Annotated in this window: 14 protein-coding genes; all 14 read right to left on the reverse strand. The window is 40.8% G+C overall.

Annotated elements, in window-relative coordinates; translation table 11 throughout:
* Window positions 1-56: 56 nt before the first annotated feature.
* Window positions 57-572: a TlpA family protein disulfide reductase gene (locus AB3N04_RS04105; RefSeq protein ID WP_368504848.1), complete on the reverse strand. Its 516-nt coding sequence runs from the start codon at window positions 570-572 to the stop codon at window positions 57-59.
* 1 nt (window position 573) lies between these two features.
* On the reverse strand, window positions 574-1,251 hold the full coding sequence (locus tag AB3N04_RS04110; protein ID WP_368504849.1) for a hypothetical protein: 678 nt from the start codon (window positions 1,249-1,251) through the stop codon (window positions 574-576).
* A 95-nt stretch (window positions 1,252-1,346) separates the two neighbouring features.
* Window positions 1,347-2,321: a multidrug resistance efflux transporter family protein gene (locus AB3N04_RS04115; protein ID WP_368504850.1), complete on the reverse strand. Its 975-nt coding sequence runs from the start codon at window positions 2,319-2,321 to the stop codon at window positions 1,347-1,349.
* Between the two features lie 158 nt (window positions 2,322-2,479).
* Complete coding sequence (locus AB3N04_RS04120; protein WP_368504851.1) at window positions 2,480-3,211, reverse strand: TspO/MBR family protein; 732 nt, start codon at window positions 3,209-3,211, stop codon at window positions 2,480-2,482.
* A 162-nt stretch (window positions 3,212-3,373) separates the two neighbouring features.
* Complete coding sequence (gene deoC / locus AB3N04_RS04125; protein WP_317120402.1) at window positions 3,374-4,048, reverse strand: deoxyribose-phosphate aldolase; 675 nt, start codon at window positions 4,046-4,048, stop codon at window positions 3,374-3,376.
* Between the two features lie 248 nt (window positions 4,049-4,296).
* A complete protein-coding gene (mtaB, locus tag AB3N04_RS04130) occupies window positions 4,297-5,646 on the reverse strand; it encodes a tRNA (N(6)-L-threonylcarbamoyladenosine(37)-C(2))-methylthiotransferase MtaB (protein WP_368504852.1) in 1,350 nt (449 codons plus the stop codon).
* A gap of 5 nt (window positions 5,647-5,651) precedes the next feature.
* Complete coding sequence (locus tag AB3N04_RS04135; protein ID WP_368504853.1) at window positions 5,652-6,404, reverse strand: 16S rRNA (uracil(1498)-N(3))-methyltransferase; 753 nt, start codon at window positions 6,402-6,404, stop codon at window positions 5,652-5,654.
* 31 nt (window positions 6,405-6,435) lie between these two features.
* Window positions 6,436-7,368 (reverse strand): 50S ribosomal protein L11 methyltransferase, encoded by a 933-nt coding sequence (gene prmA, locus AB3N04_RS04140; RefSeq protein ID WP_368504854.1) that lies wholly within the window; start codon window positions 7,366-7,368, stop codon window positions 6,436-6,438.
* Between the two features lie 127 nt (window positions 7,369-7,495).
* A complete protein-coding gene (gene dnaJ / locus AB3N04_RS04145; protein ID WP_368504855.1) occupies window positions 7,496-8,614 on the reverse strand; it encodes a molecular chaperone DnaJ in 1,119 nt (372 codons plus the stop codon).
* A gap of 143 nt (window positions 8,615-8,757) precedes the next feature.
* On the reverse strand, window positions 8,758-10,593 hold the full coding sequence (dnaK, locus tag AB3N04_RS04150; protein WP_317120397.1) for a molecular chaperone DnaK: 1,836 nt from the start codon (window positions 10,591-10,593) through the stop codon (window positions 8,758-8,760).
* A 36-nt stretch (window positions 10,594-10,629) separates the two neighbouring features.
* The gene (gene grpE / locus AB3N04_RS04155; RefSeq protein WP_368504856.1) at window positions 10,630-11,193 is read right to left on the reverse strand and encodes a nucleotide exchange factor GrpE; all 564 of its coding nucleotides are present in this window, start codon (window positions 11,191-11,193) and stop codon (window positions 10,630-10,632) included.
* Window positions 11,194-11,321: 128 nt separating this feature from the next.
* The gene (hrcA, locus tag AB3N04_RS04160; RefSeq protein ID WP_368504857.1) at window positions 11,322-12,353 is read right to left on the reverse strand and encodes a heat-inducible transcriptional repressor HrcA; all 1,032 of its coding nucleotides are present in this window, start codon (window positions 12,351-12,353) and stop codon (window positions 11,322-11,324) included.
* A gap of 108 nt (window positions 12,354-12,461) precedes the next feature.
* The gene (gene hemW / locus AB3N04_RS04165) at window positions 12,462-13,628 is read right to left on the reverse strand and encodes a radical SAM family heme chaperone HemW (protein ID WP_368504858.1); all 1,167 of its coding nucleotides are present in this window, start codon (window positions 13,626-13,628) and stop codon (window positions 12,462-12,464) included.
* A gap of 63 nt (window positions 13,629-13,691) precedes the next feature.
* The gene (gene lepA / locus AB3N04_RS04170) at window positions 13,692-15,512 is read right to left on the reverse strand and encodes a translation elongation factor 4 (RefSeq protein WP_047973861.1); all 1,821 of its coding nucleotides are present in this window, start codon (window positions 15,510-15,512) and stop codon (window positions 13,692-13,694) included.
* Between the last annotated feature and the right edge of the window lie 58 nt (window positions 15,513-15,570).

The raw sequence follows: 15,570 nt of genomic DNA on the forward strand, positions 1-15,570 counted from the left end.
TTCTTTATTCTATTCTAACCGATTCGGGAAAAATTGTACATGTACACCCATTTTGACTATAGTTCTTCTAGGACACGACTCATCATTTCTTTATTCATTGCACCAACTTGCACATGATGCACTTCTCCTTCTCGATTAACAAAAACAGAAGTTGGCAATGGTTGTACATTGTATAGCGCTGCTGCTTCTCCTTTTTCATCCAGTAAGATAGGAAAGGTTAGACCGAGTTCTTCTGTAAATGATTCGACCGCCTCTACAGAGGATTCTGAGCCCGTTTGGTTAACCGCTAGAATCACAACATCTGTTTCTTGATAAAAAGACTCCATATCAGGCATTTCAGCCCGGCAAGGTGGACACCATGTTGCCCAAAAATTAATCATCACAGGCATTCCTTTAAAATCAGAAAGTGACACCTTCTCACCTGTTAAACTATCCAAGGTGAAATCAGGGGCAAGGTCAGTCTGTTCTAGTTGATTTGTCTCATCAGTTGCAGATGTCTCACTCGTTACCGAATCAACGATCCCCCATAAAACGAAACCTGTGACAATGAATAATACAAGCTTTGCACGCATGTTAAGAGGCCTCCTTGTTCTTCGTTTGGGATGACAAGGTAATTAAACCCGCTATAAAAATCATGAAATAAAACCAGCTCGGAAGCGAGTAATCAAGCATTCGAACTGAAATAAATAACGACAATACCCCTTTGACCCCACCATAAAAGACAAGAACTTGGCCAAGCACCCGTTGTACCTGTTCATTACGTCTATGTTGAAAATAAATCAATCCAAGAATGAATGTGTTCATCATCATTAAGACGACACTCGTACGAATGCTTCCTGATATTGTAGTGAATGGAAAAAACGCATAATACATTGTTTCAATATGAAGGTATGCCCCCGTTATATGGGTAAAAAGATTGAGCCGCTGCGTGATATCTTCTCTTGTACTCCACCATAGATAAACACTCATTACAACCCAGGCAACCATCCATTCATTCGCACCACTTGGGGTTGCTAAAACTGCAATCGGATCACTTAGAGCAACTGAAGGATTTAGTACTAATTTTGAAAACTGAAATGTGACAAAAAAGGCAAAAAATCCATTCCAAAACATCTCTGACTCTTCTTTTTTCCGTTTTAAGATGTCATAGAAAAATTGTACACTTAAAAAATATCCGACCAAAACGATTAGAATTAAGACGACCCATGATTGTCTAACTAATAAAGGGCCGACTGACCAGACTTCATTCATCGCAGTTCCACCTTTACACGAAATATATTCACCATTTATATAGCTATAGGGGTATCATAGCTAACTCTTTTGGACTTGTAAAGGTACGAGCCTTCTTAACTGATTTGTTTGGTCGTTTTCTTTTCACTACTAGGCCCTTTTGTTGAATGAAAGCTATGGATCACCATTCCTCCTACTATTGTTAGTAATCCAAACAATCCAATAAATGACGGAAATGCTCCCCCTAAGAAAATCAGCTCACCCAGTAAAGCGAAAACAACTGCACCTGATTGAGTGGCCTCTACTGCCGCTAACTTTTGTGGTTGATGACGTACGAGATTTGTGGCAAAGAAAAATAATACCGTTGCAATAATACCAGATGAAAGGGCCACGATGAAAGCTTGAGCGACTTGATTAGTCTCAGGCAAACCATCTACAACAAATCCAAATCCCGCTAACACAACCCACCACGGCAAACTCATTAATGTCATACCTAGCACACGTTGAAAGGTATCTAGCGAACCATCTACAAGCTCTAACATTTTTCTATTTCCTAGTGGATAAGCAAACGCAGCAACAACTACAGGGACGACACTGCCTAGTAAGATCAATAGTGTTACCCCACTGCTTGCTTCAAGCTGCACGAGAAAGACCCCTACTAATATGATCATCGATGGCCATAAGGAATGAAGTAAAATCCGCTGTCGTTTTTTCACTACCCCATCCGTCGTTCGTATCGACTCATAAAAAAGCGGAGCTAATAGTAATCCTGCTACAATCGTCGTTTGCCACGTTCCTGCAATTAACCATCCTGGTCCAAAGCCTGCTGCATACGTAATAGGCGCATAGAAGACAACAAAGCCTACAAAGCTCCAAATAAACCATTCTTTTGGATGTTGTTTCATTTTATCTAAGAGGTCTCCTAACCCACCTCTCATCCAAACAATCAGCACTAAAAAAGGAACCATAAAAAAGAAACGCAAGGATGCGCTCCAATACCAGCTTCCACCTTCAAGCTCCATTGACCGATTTAAAATGAATGTAAGAGAGAAAAAAATCGATGCAAGACAACCTATCAATATAGCCTTCATACTAAACGCCTCTTTTAATTTGAAATTTTTTCTATTTTAACGTAAGTATATGCCGAAGTAAATAAGGATTTGATCCTTTTGTTTGCTAAGATAACTACCATATAAAAAAAGTGATTCAAACTAGCTGCATGAAGCAACCTATTGAATCACTTTTCACCTTATGCGACTCGTTTTCTAATAAACTGGACAACCCATACAATCGCGATCAACGCAACCATTGCCCAAGCTGTATAAACGATGATCGGATACTCTGAACGCTCCACTGCGATGCCGATAAAGGCCCAAATGAACACAAGCGGATAGATTAGATCACGATTATACATCATAAACCAAATCGCCAGTGCCGCTCCAACAACTAACAGTAAGGCCGTCCATACTTCTGGTGCAATACCAAATGTACTAACCTCATTCACCGTTAAAACAATACCGACATTAACGATCGTTGCGACTGACACCCATCCAAGATAAACCGAGAAAGGAGTTCTAAATAGTGAAGGACCTGTCACTTTCTCAATTCTTAAATAAATGACAATTAAGCTCAGTAATAGTCCAACCATTGCGATAAGAGTTAAATTGAAAAACTCATAGTGGAATAAGAGAAGCCAAGCAATGTTAAGGATACAGCTAATAACAAACCAATAACCGACCTGCTCATAAACAGGATTGTTTTTTGTCTTTGGAAAAAACTGCGCTCCTACCCATATAATCAATAAGAGGTAAATTAAACTCCAAATCGAAAAGACATAACCGGCCGGTGTAAACAATACTCCAAGACGATCAGAAATTTCTCCGGCTGTTTGCCCATTGATTGGTAGTGAGTTTGATAAAAAATTCACAATTAATACTGCAACAAGTGCAAGGGCATTAATGATTGCCAAACGACGATTCATGATGAACACTCCTTTAAATACTACGTCTTGTTCTACCTATACCCGATTACCTGGTAGATTATGTTACTGATTTGTACTTAATTGGAAATCGCGAAAATTAAACATAAAAAAGCAGATGAGAGCATGTAACAAGATGCCCACACCTGCTTTATTCAAGTACTTTTAGTAATCAGAATCCGACTTTTCACCATTCACAATCGACACGCCAGCACTTGCTCCGATTCTTGTTGCTCCTGCATCAACCATTGCACGAGCTCCTTCAAGATCACGAACACCACCAGATGCTTTTACGCCAAGCTCTGGTCCAACCGTTTTACGCATTAATGCGATATCTTCCACAGTTGCTCCGCCTGTTGAGAAACCTGTAGATGTCTTTACAAAGTCAGCTCCTGCTTTCACAGATAGTTCACAAGCGCGTACTTTCTCTTCATCTGTTAGAAGACAAGATTCAATGATAACTTTAGTTAAAGCTTTACCTTTGGCAGCTTCCACCACGGCACGAATGTCACGTTCTACAAGCTCATTGTCTTTATCTTTAAGCGCTGCAATATTGATAACCATATCAACTTCAGTCGCTCCATTTTCAATCGCATTTTTTACTTCAAATGCTTTTACTTCTGGTGTGTTAGCACCAAGTGGGAAACCAATAACTGTACATACTTCAACACCTTCAGCATCCTTCAATTGTTCTGCTGCAAGTTTGACCCACGTTGGGTTTACACATACAGATGCAAACTTGTATTCTTTTGCTTCAGCACAAAGGGTTAAAATTTGTTCCTTTGTTGTATCCGCTTTTAAAGCAGTATGATCGATTAAATTAGCGATTGATTGACTCATTATTACAGCTCCTCATTTCTTTGTATAAGTTGTCCGTACCTCTTTAATATCGTAGCATACATTTCGTTAATAGACGAGCTTATTTTTACACAAATGATAAATATGTATCCCAAATCTCTTTAAACACTCTATTAATCGCCTAAATGAGCTTGAATCATACACGCTATTGAAAGCGATTGCGTTATGTTAAGATGTGTAAAGGCTCTTGCATAATAAAAAGGCCATGATCTCTCATGGCCTTTTACCTGTTACCCATTCACTACTTGTTTCATTGCCTCGTCTTCTACAACACGAACAAATTCACCTTCGTTATATGGATAACCTGCTTTTGCAATTTTCACTTTGACGATCTTACCAATCATCTCTTCAGTAGCTTTCACTTTTACTTTTAAGTAGTTATCCGTGTAGCCAATGTACATGCCACTATTAGGATTATCCTTGTCGCGTTCCTCAGGGATCACTTCAAGAACTTCTCCTTCAAATTGTGACGAATATTCCTTTGCTAGCTGATTTGACAGTTCAATTAAACGATGAACTCGCTTATTTTTCACTTCTTCATCCACTTGCTCATCCATGCGGGCTGCAGGTGTGCCAGTACGTTTTGAATAAGGGAAAACATGAAGCTCACTAAATTTATGTTTCGCAATGAAATCAAAGGTTTCTTGGAACTCTTCTTCAGTCTCACCAGGGAATCCTACGATTACATCAGAAGTCACCGCAAGTCCAGGTAACGCTTCTTTCAGACGGTCAAGGCGCTCTGCAAAGAATTCCATTGTATACTTACGACGCATACGCTTTAGGACTGTGTTTGAACCAGACTGAAGCGGAATATGCAAGTGACGCACAACTTTCTCAGAACGATCGATCACATTTATTACTTCATCCGTTAGCTGACTCGCTTCAATCGATGAAATTCGAATGCGTTTTAAGCCTTCTACTTGTTCAAGGTCTAACAAAAGGCGAGCCAAGCTGTAATCTTTTAAGTCCTCACCGTATCCACCTGTGTGAATACCTGTAAGAACGATTTCTTTATAGCCAGCTTCTACTAGTTGTGTTGCTTGCTTGATTACTTCTTCTGGATCACGTGAACGCATGAGGCCACGAGCCCACGGAATGATACAAAATGTACAGAAGTTGTTACAGCCTTCTTGAATTTTAAGAGAGGCACGAGTACGGTCTGTGAATGCAGGTACGTCAAGCTCTTCATAGACGCGAGACTTCATGATGTTTCCTACTCCATTTATCGGCTCGCGTTCTTTTTTAAACTGCTCGATATAGCCAATCATCTTTGTACGATCTTGTGTTCCGACAACAATATCAACACCAGGGATCGCCATAATCTCAGCAGGTGAAGTTTGTGCGTAACAGCCTGTTACACAAATAACGGCATCAGGGTTCTTTCGAATTGCCCTACGAATCACTTGACGGCTTTTTTTATCACCTGTATTTGTTACGGTACAAGTGTTAATCACATAGACATCAGATGTTTGTTCGTACTCAACTTTCTCATATCCTTCTGCTTTAAACAGCTGCCAAATTGCTTCTGTTTCGTAATGGTTCACTTTACAACCTAATGTATGAAAAGCCACAGTAGGCATCTTCTTCACCTCATTAATTCTAAATGATAGGAAATCGCAGCCATCACATATAGTGGCGCGGTTTCCGTTCTAATAATTCTTGGACCAAGCCCGCATAAGATAGCCCCAGCATCTTCCAGTTCTTTCACCTCAGAATCTGTAAGGCCGCCTTCGGGTCCAATCACGACAAGTAGAGAGTCTTCTTTTTGCACACCATTCAATACTTTAGTTAGTGCACTTGCCTCACCAGACTTTGCTGCTTCTTCGTATGCAACAATAACATGCGTATAGCCCTTAGCATCTTTAAGTAAGTGTCCAAAAGAAATAGACTCACCAACAGTCGGAATACGCTCTCGATACGATTGCTCGGCGGCTTCTTTAGCGATTTTCTCTAGGCGTTCGACTTTCTTCTTCGCCTTTTTAGCTTCCCATTTTACAATCGAACGGGCTGCTGCATATGGTTGGAAGTGACTGACGCCAAGTTCTGTTCCTTTTTGAACGATTAACTCTAGTTTATCACCTTTTGGTAGGCCTTGCGCAATCGTTACCTGAATGGGTAATTCTGTATGTGGCTCTAGCTCAGCTTTAATCAAACCGACTACCTTATCGTCAGCAATTTGTTCAATTGATACTTGTACGGTACGGCCTGCGTTATTCGAACAAATAATTTCATCACCGGCTTGCATACGCATGACACGCGAGATATGTTTCACATCATCCCCTGTAATTTCTACAACAGTTGCTTTCATGTCATGTTCTGATACAAAATAACGTTGCATCTTATCGTCCTCACTTTAATAGCAAATTGCCTTACACTCTAGAAATGATCGCTACCCAATCATCCATTTCTACAACTTCCTCAATTGTAAACCCAGCAGCTACTAAAGCATCTTTTACTTCTTGCTTTTTACGTTTAATAATCCCTGATGTGATAAACGCACCACCTGGTTTAAGAATCGCTGCCGCATCTTGAACAAATTGAACGATGACTTCTGCCAAAATATTGGCGACAATGACCTCATATTTTCCATCAACTTGCTCAAGTAAGTTGTTTTGACGAACACTTACGACATCACTTACGTTATTTAGTTTAACATTTAACGCAGCACTTTCTACCGCTACTTCATCTAAATCTAAGCCCAAGACACTTTTAGCACCTAGCTTTGCCGCAGCGATACTTAATACACCAGAACCTGTTCCAACATCCACTACGTCTTCATCACCTTTTAACACACTCTCAAGTGCCTGGATACATAGAACAGTAGTCGGGTGTGTACCTGTACCAAAGGCCATACCAGGGTCAAGCTCAATCACCATCTCTTCTTCTGTGGGCTCATACTCTTCCCAGGTTGGAGTGATCGTGATCGATTTTGAAATTTTAACAGGTTTATAATACTTCTTCCAAGCCGTTGCCCAGTCTTCTTCGTTCACTTCTGCTAACTGAACGCTGTTATGCCCAAGGTCAATCTCATACGTTGTTAAGTTATTGATTGATTCTTTCACTTCATCGATTGTCTCAAGTAGAAAGCTATTTACTAGAAAATATGCCTTTACAATGACGCCATCTTCAGGGTAATCATCAGGAGAAAGTTGATAAATTTCGCCGTAGTGTACACCCCAGTCTTTAATAAGGTCGATTGGATCTTCAATCACAACCCCGCTTGCACCTGCTTCATGCAAAATATTACAAACTGGTTCTACTGCTTCCTCTGTCGTATGGATACTAAATTCCGACCATTTCATACTACTCCAACTCCATCCTCATCTTTTTTCCTAGTTATTTCCTAAATCAAGACGTCACATAACAGGGAGAAAGCAGCAAAGGCTTTAAGTCCTTTGCTGCTTCTATTAATTTATTGATTGATAACGATTAATCGCCTTTAAACGCACGTCTAACCTTCGCAAAGAAGTTATCATTTTGCTCATCTGGTTGTCCACCAGACATTTTGGCAAACTCACGGATCATCTCTTTTTCTTTTTCCGTTAAGTTCTTCGGTGTTACCACTCGCACTTGTACATGTTGGTCTCCTTGACCGCGACCATGTACATTCGGTACACCTTTTCCACGTAAGCGGAAGTTTGTACCTGTTTGTGTACCAGCTGGAACTTTTAATTTCACTTTTCCGTTTAATGTTGGAACTTCAATTTCATCACCTAAAGCCACTTGTGCAAACGTTAATGGCATCTCACAATAGATGTCATCGCCATCACGCTCAAAGAACTCATGGGGCTTCACATTGAATACAACAAACAAGTCACCAGCAGGGCCGCCATTTACACCAGCTTCACCTTGACCAGACACACGCAGTTGTTGACCATGATCAATACCTGCAGGAACCTTCACGCTGATTTTCTTGCGTTTGCGGACCTTCCCTTTACCAGCACATGTTGAACATTTGTCTTTAATGAATTTACCAGTACCTTCACAGTGATGACAAACTCGACGATTAACGACACGGCCAAATGGTGTGTTTTGCTCAACGTTTAATTGACCAGCACCACCACAGTGTGAACATGTCTCTGGTTTCGTACCAGGCTTAGCACCTGATCCTGTACATGTTTGACATGTCTCCTCACGCGGAATCTCAATTTCAGTGTCTTTCCCAAAAACTGCTTCTTTAAACTCAAGCGTCATTGTGTATTGAAGGTCTGCCCCTTGACGAGGTGCGTTAGGATTACGACGTCCACCGCCGCCACCACCAAAGAACATATCAAAAATGTCTCCGAAACCATCAAATCCGCCTGCTCCACCGCCACCAAAGCCTTGGTTTGGATCAGTGTGACCAAATTGGTCATAATGGGATTTCTTTTGTGGGTCACTTAATGTATCGTAAGCTTCTTTTACTTCTTTAAATTTATCTTCAGCGTCCGGTGCTTTGTTTACATCTGGATGATATTTGCGAGCAAGCTTACGATAAGCCTTCTTCACTTCATCAACTGATGCATTTTGATCGACACCGAGAACTTCATAAAAATCACGTTTACTCATGTCAACACTCCCGATTCTATTCCATAACGTTCATCATATCATTACCTGTTTAAGATGCGCAAGAATTTTAAAGTCCAGGCAACATATGCCTTCTCGTAGAAAAAGTCAAAGTCATACGAGCTGACTTTGACTTTTCTGCAGTCTTACTTCTTTTCTTCTTCTTTTACTTCTTCGTAATCAGCATCGACTACGTTATCGTCTTGTCCGTTTGCATCTGCACCTTCAGCGCCTTCTGCTTGTTGTGCCGCTTGTGCTGCTTGCTCATATAGCTTTGTAGATAAAGCCATAACGATTTCTTGAAGCTCATCTTTCGCTGTCTTGATTTCTTCAAGATTGTCAGCTTCGATTGCCGCTTTTAGCTTATCTTTCGCTGCTTCAGCTTTGTCTTTTTCTTCTTGTTCAACGTTATCGCCAAGATCTTTCAGTGTCTTCTCAGTTGTGAACACTAGTTGATCTGCTTCGTTGCGAAGTTCAACTTCTTCACGACGCTTCTTGTCTTCCTCAGCGTTCGCTTCTGCATCTTTAACCATTTTTTCGATCTCATCGTCAGAAAGACCTGATGAAGAAGTGATCGTAATGGATTGCTCTTTGTTTGTTCCAAGGTCTTTTGCTTTAACATTAACGATACCATTCGCATCAATATCGAATGTAACTTCGATTTGAGGAACACCACGTGGTGCTGGTGGAATATCTGTTAATTGGAAACGACCTAAAGTTTTATTGTAAGCAGCCATTTCACGCTCACCTTGTAGAACATGGATGTCTACAGAAGGTTGGTTATCTGCTGCCGTTGAGAATACTTGAGATTTAGATGTTGGGATTGTTGTGTTACGTTCAATTTGCTTTGTGAACACACCACCCATAGTCTCAATACCAAGTGATAGTGGTGTAACGTCTAGAAGAACAACGTCTTTCACATCACCAGTTAAAACACCAGCTTGTACAGCTGCACCAAGAGCTACAACTTCATCTGGGTTCACACCTTTGTGAGGGTCTTTACCCGTAAGCTTTTTGATTGATTCTTGCACAGCAGGGATACGAGTAGATCCACCAACTAATACAATTTTATCGATTTCACTAGCTGAAAGGCCAGCATCTTGCATTGCACGACGAGTTGGGCCTAATGTACGCTCCACTAAATCAGAAGATAACTCTTCAAATTTAGCACGGCTTAAGCTTAATTCTAAGTGCTTAGGACCAGTTGCATCAGCTGTGATAAATGGTAGTGAAATTTGAGTTTGCGTAACGCCTGAAAGGTCTTTCTTCGCTTTTTCAGCAGCGTCTTTTAAGCGTTGCATCGCCATTTTATCTTGAGAAAGATCAATGCCGTTATCTTTTTTGAATTGCTCGACTAAGTGATCAATGATGACTTGGTCAAAGTCGTCTCCACCAAGCTTGTTGTCGCCAGAAGTTGCTTTAACTTCGAAGAAACCATCGCCAAGCTCAAGGATTGAAACGTCAAATGTACCGCCACCAAGGTCATATACAAGGATTGTTTGATCTTCTTCTTTTTCAAGACCATAAGCAAGTGCTGCTGCAGTTGGCTCGTTGACAATACGCTCTACTTCAAGACCAGCAATTTTACCAGCATCTTTAGTAGCTTGACGTTGAGAGTCATTAAAATAAGCAGGAACTGTAATAACAGCTTTTGTTACTGTTTCACCAAGATATGCTTCTGCATCAGACTTTAATTTTTGTAAGATGATTGCAGAGATTTCTTGTGGAGAAAACTCTTTTCCTTCGATTGTTTCTTTATAGTCAGTACCCATGTGACGCTTAATCGACATGATTGTGTTAGGGTTAGTGATTGCTTGACGCTTCGCAACTTCCCCTACTTGACGCTCACCATCTTTAAATGCCACAACAGATGGCGTTGTACGGTTACCTTCTGGGTTAGGGATTACAGTTGCTTCTCCCCCCTCCATTACTGCCACACATGAGTTTGTTGTACCAAGGTCAATACCGATAATTTTACTCATTTTATATGCCTCCTAGTTAATGTCTCTATGTAAGGATTACGCGTTCACTTTGACCATGGAAGGTCTTAGGACGCGATCCTTTAATTTATAACCCTTTTGCAATTCTTCCACGATTTGATTAGATTCAAACCCTTCCTCAGTCACTTGCATTACTGCTTGGTGTAAATGAGGATCAAAGGATTGCCCTACAGTTTCAATTACTTCCACACCTTCATTTTTCAGTGTTTCTTGTAATTGGCGATACACCATCTCGATCCCACTTAAAAGCGATTGAGTTTCCTCTGCTTCTGGTTTAATAAGAAGCGCACGCTCAAAGCTATCAACGACCGGAAGAAGTCCTTCGACCAATGATTGAGAGCGATATTTTGCAGCTGCCTCTTTTTCTTCACGAGAACGGCGGCGGAAGTTATCATAATCTGCTTGAAGGCGTAGCACACGATTATTAAGTTCAGCTACTTGTGCTTCAAGAGGATTTGCATTCTCTTCTACTACTGTTTCCTCAGATGCTGATGCTTGATCATTTTCAGTATCTATCACATCTTGCTCAGTATCTTCAACTGTTTTCTCATCTTCTAGAGTGTGAGTGTCTTTTTCAGTCATCTGTTTCACCTCCTACCGAAATCAAGTCGCCTGCTTATAGTCGCAGTCAATTATTTAAAAAACGCTACGATAAACGTAACTGTTCTTTTAACAAAAATCATTTCCACTAAAAAACAATATTACCACTATTAACGTTCCTGATACAAGTTCGTTAAAAGCTTCGTTAAGTCTTTTGAAACAGAGTCAACCACCCCGATGACACGTCGATATTCCATTCGTGTCGGACCTAATATGCCAATCGTCCCCATATGCTTTCCGCCTATTGAGTACGTTGCTGTAATCATGCTACAGGAATCAAAGGCCTCTAAATTATTCTCTTGCCCAATCTTCACTTGAATACCTTGATGGGGCGCTCGTAAGATCTGTTGCATCATCTGATCTTCTTCAAGCATATTCAAAAGCATTCTCACCTTATCAACGTCACGAAACTCCGGTTGCGATAAGAGATTCGTCTTCCCACTGTAAAACACTTTCTCAGGACGTTCCGTCGTAAGGGACGTTTGAAGCGATTGAAGGACTTGCTCATAATTGGTTACATGCGCACGCATCACTTTACTAACCTCTGTATTCAGCTTTTGACGAAGCTTAAACAAAGGCACACCCATTAACCGATCATTTAAGATATTGACTACACGTTCAATATCTGAAGCATCAATCGATTCAGGAAGTTGAATCGTTTGGTTTTCTACATGACCAGTATCCGTGACTAAAATGAGAATGGCTGACCCTTTGGCAAGTGGAATAATTTGAATAGAGCGTAACCTCGCCTCAAACATTTCAGGACCAAGCACAATCGATATATAACTTGTCATATTCGATAGTAATCTTGCTGACTGCTGAATCACTTGTTCAATCTCTTGCATCCGATCCGAAAAGATCGTCCGCATGTCCGCTTGCTCATCATCTGTCAAATCATGAGGCATAAGCATATGATCCACATAATAGCGATACCCTTTTTGCGAGGGAATACGCCCTGCAGAGCTGTGTGGCTTTTCTAGAAACCCTAACTCCTCAAGGTCCGCCATATCATTTCGAATCGTCGCTGGACTAAATGTGATGTCTTCTCGCTTAGAGATGCTGCGAGAACCGACTGGCTCTGCCGACCGGATATAATCATCGACAATGGCGTGCAGAATTAACAACTGTCTATCTGTTAACATCTCTCATCACCTCTGTTAGCACTCAACATGAACGAGTGCTAAATCTAATGATAAATTATCAAATAGGTCAGGATTTGTCAACTTCAAAACGTTAAAAAACGTACAAAATCAACTTTCTTTTTTTACCATGTGTTCATCTAAGACGGCTAAAAACTGTTCAAACACTTCATTCGCTAAGAGGAGCCCCTCATTTGTCAGCTTCACACGGTTATCTTCATACGATAGTAGACTACGTTCATTCAAGTCGTTTAATTGGCGAGCATAAAGTTTCGCAAGATCAACACCGTATCGATTCGAAAGGTCAGTAAGGTCCACTCCATCTAATTTTCTTAGCCCCATAAACATCGCTTCTTCAATTTGCTCTACTTTGGTGACGATATGCTCTCTAAGATATGGAAGCTCCCCTTTTGTAAGGGATTCAAGATACTTTGGAACAGGTCCAATATTTTGATGGCGGACTCCATTTACATACCCGTGAGCCCCAGCGCCAAACCCAAAATACTCTTCGTTCTTCCAATAAACAAGATTATGGTTGCTCTCAAAACCAGGTTTTGCAAAATTACTGATTTCGTATTGGGTGAATCCGTGAGCCTTCGTACGCTCTTGTAACTCTTCGTACATTCTGACCTCATCTTCTTCTGGGGGTAAGCTTAACTTGCCTTTTCGCTGGCGATTAAAAAACACCGTCTTTTCCTCGACTTTTAACGAATACGCAGAGATATGTTCAACACCTAGGGCACAAGCCTTCTCAATCGTGTCGATAAACTGGGCAACGGATTGATGCGGCAAGCCAAACATTAAATCAAGCGAGATATTGTTAAATCCAGCTTGTCTACTTCTTGTAACGGCATCATACACACTATCACTGGAATGAGTTCTCCCGATATGGTCTAGAAGATCCTTCTCAAATGACTGCACACCGATACTAAGACGATTGACCCCAGCTTCCCTCATCACTGTTAGCTTCTCTTCCTCACTGCTATCTGGATTGACTTCAACCGTGAATTCAAGTAGTTCTTCCATCGGCAAAACCTCTCTCATCCCAGTGAACAAGCGCTTCAATTGTTCGGCAGACAAGGCGGTTGGGGTTCCGCCTCCAATGTAGATCGTGCGTAGCTGCTCGATTGGGGACTGTTTCATTGTTAAACGCATTTCCTCAAGTAATGCTTCAATGTATTCATTTACTGGTTGGTTCTTTAAAAACACTTTATTAAAGTCACAATAGTGACAAATATGCTCACAAAAGGGAATGTGAATATAAGCTGCATTTCTCACATTTATCCTCCTCTCCTGCTAGTAAAAGCAAAACCGCAGGAATCCCTGCGGTTATTGTTTCGTTTATTCATCCATACGAAGAACAGCCATGAAGGCTTCTTGTGGCACTTCAACGTTACCTACAGACTTCATACGTTTTTTACCTTCTTTTTGCTTTTCAAGAAGTTTACGTTTACGAGAAATATCCCCACCGTAACATTTTGCTAATACGTTTTTACGCATTGCTTTAATCGTCGAACGAGAGATAACTTTTTGTCCAATACTCGCTTGAACAGGCACCTCAAAATGTTGACGAGGAATAAGTTCTTTTAACTTTTCAACGATAATCTTCCCACGCTCATAAGCTGAGTCACGGTGAACAATGACTGATAAGGCATCAACCTTCTCACCATTTAAAAGAATATCCATTTTGACAAGATTTGATTGCTTGTAACCAATCAACTCATAATCAAATGATGCGTACCCTTTTGTATTCGATTTTAATTGATCAAAGAAGTCATAGACGATTTCAGAAAGCGGAATCTCATAGACAATCTGTACGCGATTTTCATCTAAATACTGCATATCGATGAAAATACCACGCTTGCCTTGGCAAAGCTCCATGACTGATCCTACATAATCATTAGGAACCATCACTTTTGCTTTTACATAAGGTTCTTCGACGAAATCGACCTTTTGTGCATCTGGCATATTAGACGGGTTATCAATTTGAAGATCATCCCCGTTTGTTAGTTGAACTTTGTAAATTACACTTGGCGCTGTCGTAATGAGCGAAATGCCAAATTCACGTTCAATACGCTCTTGAATAATTTCCATGTGTAATAGTCCTAAGAAACCACAACGGAATCCAAAGCCTAATGCTTGGGAGGTCTCTGGCTCGTACTGCAGAGATGCATCATTTAACTCTAGACGCTCTAATGCTTCACGTAAGTCATTGTAGTCGTTTGTATCAATTGGATATAAGCCACAATACACCATCGGGTTCATGCGGCGGTACCCTGGAAGCGGCTCCGTTGAAGGGTTAACCGCATTTGTAATCGTGTCACCCACACGTGTATCCCCAACATTTTTAATCGCCGCTGTTAAAAATCCAACATCTCCGACAGTTAATTCATCACGCTTTGCTGGTTTTGGTGTAAAGACACCGATCTCTGTGACTTCAAATTCTTTCCCTGTTGCCATCATTTTGATTTTCTGACCAGGCTTCACCGTACCATCAATGATACGAATGTAAGCTACAACTCCACGATAAGAATCATAGAGCGAATCAAAAATCAGCGCTTTTAGTGGCGCATCCGGATCTCCTGTTGGTGCAGGAACCTTCTCTACGACCTGCTCTAAAATATCCTCAATTCCAATCCCGTTCTTTGCAGAGGCAAGAACAGCATCTGAAGCATCAAGACCAATGACGTCTTCTACTTCTTTTTTCACGCGTTCAGGCTCAGCACTCGGCAAGTCAATTTTATTAATAACCGGTAGAATTTCAAGGTCATTATCTAGAGCTAGATATACATTCGCAAGGGTCTGAGCTTCGATTCCTTGTGCTGCATCGACAATTAATAGAGCACCCTCACACGCCGCTAAACTTCTTGACACCTCATATGTAAAATCCACATGTCCTGGAGTATCAATTAAATGGAAAATGTATTCTTCGCCATCTTTTGCTGTATATGTTAATTGAACAGCATTTAACTTAATTGTAATCCCACGCTCACGCTCAAGGTCCATTGCATCAAGCGTTTGATCTTTCATTTCACGGTCTGTTAGAGCGCCGGTTTTCTCCAAAATACGATCTGCTAACGTTGACTTACCATGGTCAATGTGAGCAATGATCGAGAAGTTACGGATTTTTTGTTGACGCGCTAAACGGTCTTTATTATTCATAAGTGATCACTCCTACTAAATCGTGCCATATACACTATTTCTCATTATACCAATCGTT

Source organism: Alkalihalophilus sp. As8PL (assembly GCF_040939795.1).
In the GTDB taxonomy this organism is placed as follows: Bacteria; Bacillota; Bacilli; order Bacillales; family Bacillaceae_D; genus Alkalihalophilus; species Alkalihalophilus lindianensis.

Coding starts and splice junctions, on each gene's coding strand:
- dnaK (WP_317120397.1), bottom strand. CDS start 10,593: ATGAGTAAAATTATCGGTATTGACCTTGGTACAACAAACTCATGTGTG.
- deoC (WP_317120402.1), bottom strand. CDS start 4,048: ATGAGTCAATCAATCGCTAATTTAATCGATCATACTGCTTTAAAAGCG.
- lepA (WP_047973861.1), bottom strand. CDS start 15,512: ATGAATAATAAAGACCGTTTAGCGCGTCAACAAAAAATCCGTAACTTC.
- grpE (WP_368504856.1), bottom strand. CDS start 11,193: ATGACTGAAAAAGACACTCACACTCTAGAAGATGAGAAAACAGTTGAA.
- AB3N04_RS04115 (WP_368504850.1), bottom strand. CDS start 2,321: ATGAAGGCTATATTGATAGGTTGTCTTGCATCGATTTTTTTCTCTCTT.
- AB3N04_RS04110 (WP_368504849.1), bottom strand. CDS start 1,251: ATGAATGAAGTCTGGTCAGTCGGCCCTTTATTAGTTAGACAATCATGG.
- AB3N04_RS04105 (WP_368504848.1), bottom strand. CDS start 572: ATGCGTGCAAAGCTTGTATTATTCATTGTCACAGGTTTCGTTTTATGG.
- prmA (WP_368504854.1), bottom strand. CDS start 7,368: ATGAAATGGTCGGAATTTAGTATCCATACGACAGAGGAAGCAGTAGAA.
- AB3N04_RS04120 (WP_368504851.1), bottom strand. CDS start 3,211: ATGAATCGTCGTTTGGCAATCATTAATGCCCTTGCACTTGTTGCAGTA.
- mtaB (WP_368504852.1), bottom strand. CDS start 5,646: ATGCCTACTGTGGCTTTTCATACATTAGGTTGTAAAGTGAACCATTAC.
- AB3N04_RS04135 (WP_368504853.1), bottom strand. CDS start 6,404: ATGCAACGTTATTTTGTATCAGAACATGACATGAAAGCAACTGTTGTA.
- dnaJ (WP_368504855.1), bottom strand. CDS start 8,614: ATGAGTAAACGTGATTTTTATGAAGTTCTCGGTGTCGATCAAAATGCA.
- hrcA (WP_368504857.1), bottom strand. CDS start 12,353: ATGTTAACAGATAGACAGTTGTTAATTCTGCACGCCATTGTCGATGAT.